The organism is Chromohalobacter nigrandesensis (genome assembly GCF_023061285.1).
Lineage (GTDB): Bacteria > Pseudomonadota > Gammaproteobacteria > Pseudomonadales > Halomonadaceae > Chromohalobacter > Chromohalobacter nigrandesensis.
The window spans coordinates 343,739-355,633 of sequence record NZ_JAKGAM010000002.1 but is presented as its reverse complement, the minus strand read 5'-3'; the positions used below and the strand labels follow the sequence as shown (position 1 = coordinate 355,633).

The 11,895-nt window shown below is 63.8% G+C and carries 11 protein-coding genes; 2 read left to right on the top strand and 9 right to left on the bottom strand.

Annotation, left to right across the window (positions count from 1 at the left end; translation table 11 throughout):
• Positions 1–39 precede the first annotated feature (39 nt).
• From L1073_RS05155 to L1073_RS05135, 5 genes are all read right to left on the bottom strand, one after another.
• Positions 40–585 (bottom strand): tripartite tricarboxylate transporter TctB family protein, encoded by a 546-nt coding sequence (locus tag L1073_RS05155; protein WP_246897292.1) that lies wholly within the window; start codon positions 583–585, stop codon positions 40–42.
• The gene (locus L1073_RS05150; protein WP_246897291.1) at positions 582–1,583 is read right to left on the bottom strand and encodes a Bug family tripartite tricarboxylate transporter substrate binding protein; all 1,002 of its coding nucleotides are present in this window, start codon (positions 1,581–1,583) and stop codon (positions 582–584) included. Before L1073_RS05150 ends, L1073_RS05155 begins: the two co-directional genes overlap by 4 nt.
• A gap of 119 nt (positions 1,584–1,702) precedes the next feature.
• Entirely contained in the window at positions 1,703–2,233 is a 531-nt protein-coding gene (locus L1073_RS05145; RefSeq protein ID WP_246897289.1) for a chromate transporter, read from the bottom strand.
• Positions 2,230–2,802: a chromate transporter gene (locus L1073_RS05140; protein WP_425531568.1), complete on the bottom strand. Its 573-nt coding sequence runs from the start codon at positions 2,800–2,802 to the stop codon at positions 2,230–2,232. Before L1073_RS05140 ends, L1073_RS05145 begins: the two co-directional genes overlap by 4 nt.
• Positions 2,799–4,433 (bottom strand): gamma-glutamyltransferase family protein, encoded by a 1,635-nt coding sequence (locus L1073_RS05135; RefSeq protein WP_246897286.1) that lies wholly within the window; start codon positions 4,431–4,433, stop codon positions 2,799–2,801. Before L1073_RS05135 ends, L1073_RS05140 begins: the two co-directional genes overlap by 4 nt.
• A 222-nt stretch (positions 4,434–4,655) precedes the next feature.
• Here L1073_RS05135 and L1073_RS05130 point away from each other — a divergent pair, with 222 nt between their 5' ends.
• Positions 4,656–5,339: a GntR family transcriptional regulator gene (locus L1073_RS05130; protein ID WP_246897285.1), complete on the top strand. Its 684-nt coding sequence runs from the start codon at positions 4,656–4,658 to the stop codon at positions 5,337–5,339.
• Between the two features lie 56 nt (positions 5,340–5,395).
• On the opposite strand, the gene L1073_RS05125 is transcribed toward L1073_RS05130, so the two are convergent.
• The 4 genes from L1073_RS05125 to L1073_RS05110 form a co-directional block, all read right to left on the bottom strand.
• Positions 5,396–6,769 carry a DEAD/DEAH box helicase gene (locus L1073_RS05125; RefSeq protein ID WP_246897283.1) on the bottom strand — a complete coding sequence of 458 codons (1,374 nt, stop codon included), beginning with the start codon at positions 6,767–6,769 and terminating at the stop codon, positions 5,396–5,398.
• A 109-nt stretch (positions 6,770–6,878) separates the two neighbouring features.
• Positions 6,879–7,790 (bottom strand): LysR substrate-binding domain-containing protein, encoded by a 912-nt coding sequence (locus tag L1073_RS05120; protein ID WP_246897282.1) that lies wholly within the window; start codon positions 7,788–7,790, stop codon positions 6,879–6,881.
• Between the two features lie 56 nt (positions 7,791–7,846).
• Positions 7,847–9,895 carry a CocE/NonD family hydrolase gene (locus L1073_RS05115; RefSeq protein WP_246897281.1) on the bottom strand — a complete coding sequence of 683 codons (2,049 nt, stop codon included), beginning with the start codon at positions 9,893–9,895 and terminating at the stop codon, positions 7,847–7,849.
• Entirely contained in the window at positions 9,892–11,442 is a 1,551-nt protein-coding gene (locus L1073_RS05110) for a BCCT family transporter (protein ID WP_246897280.1), read from the bottom strand. Before L1073_RS05110 ends, L1073_RS05115 begins: the two co-directional genes overlap by 4 nt.
• A gap of 203 nt (positions 11,443–11,645) precedes the next feature.
• Between L1073_RS05110 and L1073_RS05105 the strand changes: the two genes are divergently transcribed.
• Positions 11,646–11,873, top strand: coding sequence for a DUF3820 family protein (locus L1073_RS05105; protein WP_246897278.1), 228 nt, complete (start codon positions 11,646–11,648; stop codon positions 11,871–11,873).
• Positions 11,874–11,895 lie beyond the last annotated feature (22 nt).

The window sequence follows — 11,895 nt, the reverse complement described above, 5'->3', positions numbered from 1 at the left end:
TCTCGAGGACAGCCGCGAAGCTGTGGTGTCAGCTAACGTTCAGCCGAATGGGCCGCGGGGAAGGCTGATGATGAAGACATCCCGGAATAGCCAGTCGATGCCGAACGAGAACGTCACGGCGATGATCGCGGCGATCGCCAGGCTACGCGGGCGACGCACACCAAGCGCGAGTTGAGCCAGGACCAGGAAGAGCAGCGAGGCCAGGCGAAATCCCAGCGCCGGTACGCCGACGATGTACAGGGCGAACAGCGCGAGTACGCCGAACGCTAGCCGGTGGCGCCACAGCCAGCGCCTGACCAGTCCTGGCGCGGCTGCTGTATTGCTACGATAGTGCCGCCATTCCTGGACCATGATGCCCAGGTTGGTCACTATCAGCACGGCCAGCACCAGGCGTGGAAAGCTGCCCGCCCCTAGCGGCTCCCACATTGACGAGGGCAGTGCCCCGGCATGCACGAACAACATGGAGAACAGCACCACCAGCGCGCCATTCAGTACCAGGTGGGCGAGGGCGTTGGCGCGACGGGTGTCGGGATCGGCGACCCGGTCCGATGACCGGGTCTGCTGTGAAGGCGCCTGCGAACTCATTTAGCCAGCTTCCCTGAAAGCCGCTCGATGGTCTTGTCAGTAGTTTCGAGGTAGTCAGCAAATGCCCCGGGTCCTTCGAAATGTACCTTGGCACCGGCATTGTGTACCGCCTGGGTGAATCGCTCATCCTGGGAGAGTTCCTGCATGGCGTCGGCAAGCACTGCGACTTTGTCCTCCGGAGTGCCCTTGGGAGCGATCAGGCCGCGCACGATGTTGAGGCTGAGCGAATCGTAGCCGAGTTCCTTGAAGGTCGGCACGTCGGGGGTCTCCTCTTGGCGTTCGGCACTACCCACCGCCAGGAAGCGTAGATTGCCATTCTTGACGAACTCGCCACTCGAGGCGATGTCGCCGATCGCCGCATCGATGTGACCACCCACCAGCGATCGAATACGTGCGCCGGTGCCCTCGAAACCGACGTAGCGGAACGATAGGTTTGCGGCGTCTTCCATCATCGCCGCGTGGACGTGGGGGATGCCGCCCAGGGTGACGCCGACACGGATCTCGCCGGGATTCTTCTGGGCATAGTCGACGAACTCGCCGAAGGTTTGCCAGGGGCTATCGGCGTTGACCGTCAGGTACTGTGGCGAGGCGGTCAGCGCGGCCACCGGGGTGAAGTCGTCCCAGTTGAGTTCGGTCAGTTGGGTATGGTTGGCGACCAGCAGGCCTTCGTGGATCTGGCCTACCGTATAGCCGTCGGGATCACGCTCAGCCAGTGCCTCGAGCCCCGTGGTGCCGCTGACGCCGGGCATGTTGATCACTGGCATCGGTTGGCCCAGATACGCCTCGGCATGATTGGAGACCACGCGCATCAGGGTGTCGCTACCCCCGCCCGGCGACCAGGGCACGATGAGTTCCACCGGCTTGCTGGGATAGTCTTCCGACTGGGCTAGCGCCGTGGCGCTGGCGCCGAGCGCGGTGCCCAGCACTAGGCCGCCGATGGCCAGCTTGAACCGTGTGGAACGGATGTCGCTTGGATGTTGCGGAGTAAAGAATGACATGGTTGTTTTGTCCTTGTAGGTCATCATGTTGATTCATTGTGTAGTTGCTTGGCCCGTGAGGGCCCTAATCGGTTCGTGCGTGTACCGCCGAACCGCGAACGGGCAATTTCCGGTCCTTGCTACCCGAGTAGCAAGGCGCCGTAGACGAGCCCGAAACACACGACGAACGCCGGGTGAACCCGTGTCGCCAGAAGCAGTACGCCGGCGATGCCACCGATGATCGCGGTGTGCAGGATGCCGGCGGTATCCACTCCTTCGGAGAGAAAGCGCCAGGTCAGGTAGGCCATCAATGTCATCACCACCGGGCGGACCCATTGGCTCATCGACTTGACCTTGATCGAGTCGCGGTAGCGATACAGCGTGCCCAGCGCGATCAGCATCAGCAGTAGCGATGGCGCGACGGTGGCGAAGGTAGCGATCAGCGAGCCGGGTACGCCGGCGATGTCGTAGCCGATAAAGCCGGCCATCTTGGTGGCGATCGGGCTGGGCAGGGCGTTGGCCAGCGCCAGGGTTTCGGCGAATGTCTGGGAACTCATCCAGCCGTAGCGGCCGACCACTTCGTTCTCGATCAGCGGGATGATCGCCGGGCCACCGCCGTAACCGACGATGTTGGGAATGAAGAACGCCAGGAACAGGTGCCAATAGATCATGTGTCCGTCTCGCGGGTGGTGTGATGCGGCTCGGGGCGGAGCAGCGCGGCGATCAGGATCGCGCCGATCACCAGCCCCGGGTGCACGTCGAGCCAGTAGATCAGCCCGCCGGCGACGGCGCCCATCACCAGCGTCACGAGCCAGCCGAGGCTGGCCCGCGACTTGGCGAAGAAATCCCAGGTCAGCTTGGCCATCATCACCATGACCACGGGCACCACGCCCTGGCCCATGCCCTGCACCCAGCGCTGGTCGCCGTGACGCGCGTAGAGGCTGAGCAACGCGATCATTGCCACGATTATTGGTCCTATCACCGCGATGACGGCGTTGAGTGCGCCTAGACTGCCGCCGACCCGGTAGCCGATATAGCCGGCCATCTTGGTGGCGATCGGCCCGGGCAGGGTATTGCCGATCGCCAGCACGTCGGCGAATGCCTCGTCGTCCATCCAGGCGTGGCGTTTGACCACTTCCTGATGCACCAGCGGGATCATCGACGGGCCGCCACCGAAACCGAACAGGCCGATGCGCAGGAAGGCCATGAACAACTGGGCTTGTGTCTGCAGCATGGTCATAGCACCGCGATGCTGGCGTCGGTGCGCGGTTCGGTGCCGCCACAGTAGATGCCGCTGTCGGGATCGCGGATGATCATCTGCCCGCGACCGAAGCCGCGCGGATCGTGATCGATCTGCATGTCATGACCGCGCTCGGCCATGGCCCGTACCAACGGGGCCGGGTAGCCGTGTTCGATGCCGATGCGCTTGCCGCCCATCCATTGCCAGCGCGGCGCGTCGAGCGCGGCCTGGGGGTTGAGGCCGAAGTCGATCAGGTTCATCACGACCTGGACATGGCCTTGCGGCTGCATGAATCCGCCCATCACGCCAAATGGCCCGAGCGGCGTGCCGTCGTCGCGGGTCAAGAAGCCAGGAATGATGGTATGGAAGGTCTTCTTGCCCGGGGCGAGCACGTTGTCGTGGCTCGGGTCGAGGCTGAAGTTGTGGCCGCGGTTCTGAAGTGCGATGCCGGTGCCCGGCACTACTACGCCGGAGCCGAAGCCGTGATAATTGCTCTGGATGAACGACACCATATTGCCGTCGCTATCGGCGGTGGCCAGGTAGACGGTGCCGCCGGCCTGCGGGGTGCCCGGCGTCGGCTCGAGTGCCGATTCACCGATCAGCGCGCGGCGCTCGCGGGTGTAGGCGTCGCCGAGCAGCGCCTCGACGCTGTGGCTCATGTGCTCGGGTTGGGTGATATACGCCTGCCCGTCGCTGAACGCCAGCTTCATCGCCTCGAGCTGGCGGTGCAGCACCTCGGGATTGTCGCGGCTGTCGACCTGAAAGCCTTCGAGCATGCGCAGTGCCATCAGCGCGACCAGGCCCTGGCCGTTGGGCGGAATCTCCCAGACTTTATGGCCGCGGTAGTCCGCCGCGATCGGTGTGACCCATTCCGGCTGATAATCGGCGAGATCCGCGGCGCGCAGGTAGCCGCCGGTCTCCCGCGAGAAGGCGTCGATACGCTCGGCCAGCGCGCCGCGATAGAAACTCTCGGAGAGAGTCTCGGCGATGGCTTCGAGGGTTTGTGCTTGGTCCTCGCAGCGGTGCCACTCGCCAGCGCGCGGGGCACGTCCGGTCGGCGTGAAGGTCTCGAACCAACCGGCGGTGGCGGCCTCCGTCAGATGTTCGCGGAAGGTCGTCTCGGCGCGCTGCCAGAGGCTGGCGATCACCGGCGACACCGGAAAGCCCTCGCGGGCCAGGCGGATCGCCGGGGCGAGCAGCGTCTGGAAGTCGAGCTTGCCGAAGCGCCGCGACAATTCGGCCCAGGCGGCGGGAATGCCGGGCACGGTCACCGGCGTCCAGCCGTAAAGCGGCATGGCCTCGAAGCCGGCGTCGGCGACTGCCTGTGGAGTCAGCGCGGCGGGGGCGGTGCCGCTGGCGTTGAGGCCGTGCAGCTCGCCGTTGCCTGCATTGTCGTTGGCGATCCACACCAGCGCGAAGGCGTCGCCGCCGATCCCGCAACCGGTGGGTTCGACCACGGTGAGTGCTGCGGCGGTGGCGATGGCGGCATCCACGGCGTTGCCGCCCTGGGCGAGGATGTCACGGCCGATCTGGCTGGCCTGGGGCTGGGACGCGGCGACCATGCCGTGTTTGGCATAGGTAGCGCTACGCTGGGAAGCGTAGGGCGTTGCCTGGGAAAAGGGCGTCAACATGCCGTCTCCAATCGATTGTTATGTTATAAATCGTCTTTAGTAAAAAAATCGATTTTGTTGAGATGACTATGGCGCGCGGTTTGATTAACGTCAATATGGGATTTGGCAAAGGGCTTACGTCACCGAGGCAGAACCTGTTCGCCAGTCGTCAACGCGCATCGCCGACCATTACCTTTGAACTTGATAAGCCATTACCTTCGAACTTGAGAAGAGAACCACGCCATGACCGTATCGCCATCCGCCAGTCGCGACATGGCCTCGAGCCGGATCTTCGAGACGCTCAAGCAGGACTTGATTCGCGGGCGTTTCGCGGCCGGCGAGAAGCTCGCCATCAGCGCCTTGAAGGACCATTACCAGGTGGGGCTCAGCCCGCTACGTGAGGCACTCAACCGGCTGGCGGCCTATGGCCTGCTCGAGCAGGTCAACCAGCGTGGCTTTCGGGTGCCGGCGATGCACCTCGAGGAGCTCGATGACATCGCAGGGCTGCGCGCTCAGCTTGAGTGCATGGCGTTGACGCAGGCGTTTCAGGCGGGCGATTCGGAATGGGAGTCACAGGTACTGGCGGCGCAGCATCGGTTGCGGCGTGCCGACGAGCATCCTGAGCGGGTGGAGGAGTGGGAGCAGGCACACCTGCGCTTTCATCGGGCGTTGCTGGCGTCGTGCGGTTCGCACTGGTTGCTGCGCTTCATCGAACAATTGCACGACCAGTTCGACCGCTACCGGCGCCTGGCGCCGCCCAACCCGGGCGTGCGCGAGGTGCTCGATCGCCAGCATGGCGAACTGGTCGAACTGGCGCTGAGTCGAGACATTCGCGCCGCGCGGGCATTGCTCGATGATCACATTCGGCTGTCTCACAGTGTTGCCCGCGGTTGTTGCGAGTCACCGGCATCCGACGACGCGACGTGAGCCGTTGGCAGCGCGTACGACGACTCAACGCCCCATCGTGTCACGACTAACCTGACTTACGCTCCGCCTTGGGTGCCGTTACCGCGACCTCGTCCGCCGCGACGACGGCGCGGGCGGTTTTCGCCGCCATCATTGCGATTGCGTGAGGCATTTTTATTGTGTGAGTCGCTGCTGCGTGAGTCGTTACCGCCCGAGTTGCCACCACGACGTTGGCCGTTGTCGCGTCCGTTGCCATTGCGCTGGCCTCCACCACTACCACCGCGCGGTGGGCTGGTGCCCTGGCCGCTGACGAGTGCCTCGCTGGGCTCGAAGCCGGCGATGGTCTGGCGTTCCAGCGGCTGGCGGATCAGCCGCTCGATTCCCGCGAGTTCCTTGCCTTCCTCGGGGCTGACCAGCGATACCGCGTGGCCGCTGGCACCTGCACGGCCGGTACGTCCGATACGGTGGACGTAGTCCTCGGCGACATTGGGCAGCTCGAAATTGACTACTTGCGGGAGCTGGTCGATGTCGAGGCCACGCGCGGCGATATCGGTCGCCACCAGCACGCGAATCTCACCGCTCTTGAAGCCGTCGAGGGCTTTGGTGCGTGCATTCTGGCTCTTGTTGCCGTGAATGGCGGCGGCTTCGATGCCGGCGTCTTCGAGCTGGCGGCTCAGGCGGTTGGCGCCATGCTTGGTGCGCATGAAGACCAGCACCTGCTGCCACTGATTCTCGTGGATCAGGTGCGTGAGCAGCGCCGGCTTGCGGGTCTTGTCCACCGGGTGAATCCACTGCGTGACCGTCTCGGCGGTGGTGTTGCGCGGCGTGACCGAGATTTCCACCGGGTCGTTGACCATGCCCTTGGCGAGCGTGCGGATCTCCTGCGAGAAGGTCGCCGAGAACATCAGGTTCTGACGCTTGGCAGGCAGTGCCTTGAGGATCCGACGGATATCGTGGATGAAGCCCATGTCGAGCATGCGGTCGGCTTCGTCCATCACCAGCACCTCCAGTGCATCGAAGCTGACGGCCTTCTGGCTATATAGATCCAGCAGTCGTCCCGGTGTTGCCACCAGGATATCGACCCCGCCGCGTAGTTTGGCGATCTGCGGGTTGACCTTTACGCCGCCGAAGACCACGGCGCTGCGTAGCGGCAGGTGCTTGCCGTAGGCCTCGATATTGGCGCCGATCTGGGCAGCCAGCTCGCGGGTCGGCGTGAGAATCAACGCGCGCACCTGCTTGGCGGGCGCGCGCGTGCCGGTGGAGAGGCGCTGGAGGATCGGCAGCGTAAAGCCGGCGGTCTTGCCGGTGCCGGTCTGAGCGGCGGCCATCACGTCGCGTCCCTCGAGAACGGCGGGGATCGCCTTGGCTTGAATCGGTGAAGGTGTCTCGTAGCCTTGCTCGGCCACGGCATCCAGAATCGGAGCGGAAAGCCCCAAGGAGGTAAAGCTCATGAAGTCGTCTCGGTGGCTGCGAAGTGGGCCAGAGTAGGCGGGCAGCGGGCGTGCAGCTTACCGGATATGGACTCGGCTTGCCACTTTAGGCGTATAGTGCAGGCACTGCTCACGCTGTGTTCAGTACCCAGGCCCGAAATGCGCGCATGGGCTCGGTCAAGTGACGATGCTGCGGGGTGAGCAGTGACAGACACCCTCGGCTGGGCAGCGTATGCGGCAGCGCCTGCACCAGGTTGCACTGCGCCAGATCCGCGTCGAGCAGGCGTGTCCAACCCAGGGTGACGCCTTGCCCGGCCAGGGTGGCATTCATCAGCAATTGGAAGCTGTTGGCGCGCAGGCTGTGTTCCGGGGCGTGCCAGTGCAGACCCTGCGCCTGGTACCAGCCTTCCCAGGTCAGCCAGTCGTGATAATGGTCCTCGACGACCATCAGCGTGTGTCGAGCGAGCAGATCCTCGGGATCGCGGATGTCACCGTGACGGGCCAGGTAGGCCGGGCTGCACACGGCGGCGACCTCTTCGTGGGCGAAGATCGCCTCGGCGCCGAGGCCGGGCGGGTCGACTTCATGCGGGACATGGTAATAGATCCCCAGATCGAACTCGGCAAGATCCAGACGATGCGGGTCTTCGACGGTCAGGATGCGGATTTCGATATGCGGGTGGGCGCGCTGGAAATCGGGAAGCTGCCGCGCCAGCCAGATCGAGGCGATGGTCGGGCTGGAGGCCAAGGTGAGCTGGCGGTCATCGCCGCGACGGCGCAGGCGGGCCGTTTCATCGCGCAGGTCACGCAATAGGCGCTGCACCACGCGAAAGTAGTGCTCGCCGGCGGGCGTCAGGCGCAAGCCTTCGTAGTGGCGTTCGAACAGCGGCCGGCCTAGGTCGTCCTCGAGTCGTTTGATCTGACGGCTGACGGCGCTCTGGGTCAGGCTGAGTTCGTTGCCGGCTTGCGTGAAGCTGGCATGTCGCGCGGCGGCCTCGAAGGCACGCAGACAAGCCAAGGGGGGAAGTGCATCGCGAGTGGGCATGAAAGCATCCGGAACCGAGTTCTCTCGGCCCCGGAGCATAACATGCACGCCGCCGGTCAGAGGGCCGTGCGTGGAATCTCCCGCGCCCATTGTTTCTCGCTGACCAACGTCTCGCCCTCATGAGCGATCTGCTCGGCGTTGAGGTAGAAGGTCTGCGCGTCGCAATGAAGGTGATAACGGCTTACCACCTCGACCGCAAACTGATCGTTTTTGACGTTCTGGCCTTCGCCACGGCTGGCGCGGTAGACCCATTCGATATCGGCACGTGTGCGGGTGGCATCGCTTGGGTGGCTGGTATAGACCTCTTTCGCCTTCTGCTCGACGCGCAGGCCGTGATCCTCGAAGCGAACGTCGCCCATGTCGTCTTCGACGGTGACGGTCACCTCGCCGCTGCCGACGTCTTCACTGATGGTGCGCTTGGGCTTTCCGGCTCGCAGGGTTTCGACCCGGCAGGGTGTGGCGCTCTCCGGCGGTTCGAACGGCATGGGGATATAAGCCGCTTTTGAACAGGGCAGCTCGAGCGTCGGCATGCCTGACTTGAGTGTCAGGTCGGCGCGCCTCGAAGGCGACCACACTAACGGAAAGCTGGCGCTGGAGAGCGCCACGCGCAGGCGATGCCCCGGAGGCAGGCGATAGCCGATCAGGTCGAGCGGTATGCGAACGTCCATCGGTTCGCCCGGCACCGGTGGCGTGATGGTGCCCGGGTCGTCACGCAGATTGAGGTTGAGCGTGCCGTAGGTAATCAGCGCGCTTTCGCCGCTGGGGGCCACGTCGCACAGGCGTACGTGCAATTGGCCGCACGCCTCCGTGCTGGTGACCGACACCGCAAGCGTCGGCTGACCGAGAATGTCGAGTCCTTCGATGTAAGGCGCAGAGTCGAAGGTCAACGACAGGCCGTCATCGCGGCGCTGATCGGTCGGAAAGTCGGCGCCGAACCACAGCGGGATGTACTCGCCCTGCAGCGAGCCCGCGGTCAGTGGCGAAGCGATTTGTCGGTCATTGCTCAACCGGCCGTTGCTCCCCAGGCCGTGATCGCCGAGCACCAGGGGCTGCGTCTCGACCTCGGTGCTGGGTGCCGGCCAGTCCGAGGTTTGCACCCACTGCCCGGGGCGTTCGAGATACTTGGGCGCCGGCGGCACGCCGTCCTGCAAGTAAAAGGTGCAGGGCGGCTCGTCCATGATTCCGGTGTCGACGTCCTTGAGCCAGTAATCCCACCAGCGCAGCGCCTCCTGCAGGAAGCCGATCGCCGGGTCGGGAATCGCGAAATGCGGATACTTGTGCATCCAGGGGCCGATCAGTGCCTTTCGGGGGCAGGAGAGGTGCTCCATCATCCGCGGGATCGTGTTGATATACGAATCCGCCCAGCCGCTGACCATGTAGACAGCCGCCTCGATATCCGCGGAGTCCTTGTGATAGCCCTCGCAGATCGAGCCGTGTTTCCAGTAGCTATCGCGATGCTGATGCTCGAGCCACGGTTCGGCCAGCAGCGGCATGTTGTCGAGGCGGTGTTTCCACATCTCGCGCCATTGGTCGCCGACCAGCGCCGGATCGGGTACGGCGGCGGAAAAGCTCAGCATGGTCGCCGCCCAGCCGAGATTCTCCAGCAGCATGTTGCCGCCCTTGTAGTGGATGTCGTCGGCGTAGCGGTCGTCGGTGGAGCACAGCGTGATGATCGCCTTGAGCGGCCCGGGGCGCAGCGCGGCGAGTTGCAGGCTATTGAAGCCACCCCAGGAGATGCCCATCATGCCGAGCTTGCCATCGCACCAGGGTTGCGCGGCGATCCAGTCGATCACCTCCAGCGCATCACGTTGCTCCTGCGGGGCGTATTCATCCTCCATCAGTCCGTCGGACTCGCCATTGCCGCGCATATCCACCCGAATGCAGGCGTAGCCATGACCGGCGAACCAGGGATGGGTTAGCTCATCGCGCACCGCTGTGCCGTCGCGCTTGCGGTAGGGCAGGTATTCGAGAATCGCCGGCACCGGCTTTGACTCGGCATCCTCGGGTAGCCAGATGCGCGCCGCCAGCCGCGTTCCGTCGGCCAGCACGATCCATTGGTTCTCGATTTCGCGTACGCGGTGCGGAAAGTCGTGCTTGATGTTCATGCGTCGTCCTTGGCGGTGTGAGAAGAGTGAGGCGGTGTTGCGAGGCGCTCGGGATATTTCAGCCAGCGCCATAGCGAGCCGGTGGCGAGAAGCACGATGATCAGCGCAGGCAGGCCGCCGAGGTTGGAGAGCATCTTGATGCCGTCGATTCCCACGAAGCTGACCATGACCCAGGACACGATGCCGACGATGATCCCCCACAGGACTTTCATCGACACGCCGGTATTGAGATCCGAGTCGGCGGTCAGGCCACGTGTGCATAGGTTGCCGATGGCATCGGTCTGCGAATCCGCCGCCGTGACATAGGAGATGTAGGCGATGAATAGCAGCAGCGGAATCCACACCTGCGAGAACGGCATTTGCCGGAAGAGCTCGTAGAGCACGTTCTCTACGCCGCGATCGCTGAGGATGGCATACAGGTCGACGCCGGTATGCGCCTGATAATAGAGCGCCGCGCCGGAGAAGATGATGACCCAGGCGGAGGCGAAAAGGGCTGGATAGAAGAGGTTGACCCGCAGGAACTCGCGTACCGTGTAGCCGCGTGAAATCTTGCCCAGGAACAGCGCCGCCATAGGCGCCCAGGCGAACCATACTGCCCAATAGAAGATCGACCATGATTGCGGCCACGGGTCTTCGCCGGCGGCGCCGGTAAACAGGCTCTTGGAGAAGAAATCGCTGAGATAGACGCCGAAGGATTCCACGCCCAGCGAGAGCATGAAGCTCGTCGGCCCCACCACGAAGATGAACACGCCGAGAATCGCGAGCAATACGGCATTCAGCGAGGAGAGGCGCGCGATGCCCTTTTGCAGGCCGCTGGCCGCCGAGATCACGAACGTCACCACGATCAGGGCGATGACCACACCCAGGCGTAGCGGGCTGGTCTCGCCGCCCAGGTATTGCCCCGCGCCGCCGGCCAGCGTCAGCGCGCCGGTGCCCAGCGACGAGGCCATGCCGGCCACCAGGGCGTAGAGCGAGACGGCGTCGATCAAGCCGCCGAAGCGCTTGACCTTGGGCCCGAAGACCGGCTCCAGCATGCTGGAGATCGAGAAGCGCAGACGCAGATTGTAAAACGCCAGGGCGAAGATCAGCGCCGGCACGGCGTAGATGGCATAGGGCGTGAACGACCAGTGCAGGAACATGGTCGACATCGCGAACAGCATGGCATCGCTGGAACCGGCTTCCAGGCCCAGTGACTCGGGCGGCCCCATGAAGTGATACAGCGGCTCGGCGGTGGTCCAGAACAACACGCCCACGGCCAGCGTGGTGCACAAGGTGATCGAGAACCAGCGCAGTCGTGACAGCATGGGTGTTGCCTGCTCGCCGCCGATGCGCAGTTTACCCAGCGGCGAGAAATAAACGATGACCGCCAACACCAGCAGGTACAGGCTGCCCAGACTAAATAGCCACGAAAAGTTATCCAGAATGGCATCGTTGAGCGCGCTGGTGGTCGCCAGGAAGGCATCGAGATTGACGTAGCTGGCGATCACTGCCGCCAGCAGTACCAGAAAGGTCGGCCAGAATACCAAGGGCCGTAGCGATGTTTGCATCACCCAGTCTCCGTTTGTCGTTATCGTGTGGCGTCATGCGCCAATAGCATGGCATGTCACTCTACCGACACACGGTGGCCTACACTCAAACGCTACTTGGTAATGGGGGTATGCGTGTGATGCATGGCATACATGCCATGGCGACGTGTATCGCCGCGTCCGTTAGCATGGCCTCTTAGAGCCTTTACGCGAGAAGCGCCGCCATGAATCCTGAAGATCTGCAAAAGCTCACCACCCGCGAGATGCCCTTCGGCAAATACGCAGGCCGGCTGATCGCCGACCTTCCGGGCCCCTACCTTGCCTGGTTTGCCCGGCAGGGTTTTCCCAACGGCGAGATCGGACGGCTGCTCGCCTTGATGCACGAGGTCGATCACAACGGGCTCAATGCCTTGCTCGAGCCGCTGCGTGAGTCATCTCAGGGTGATGAATAGCCGTTGGGAGGAAGGTGGCGCG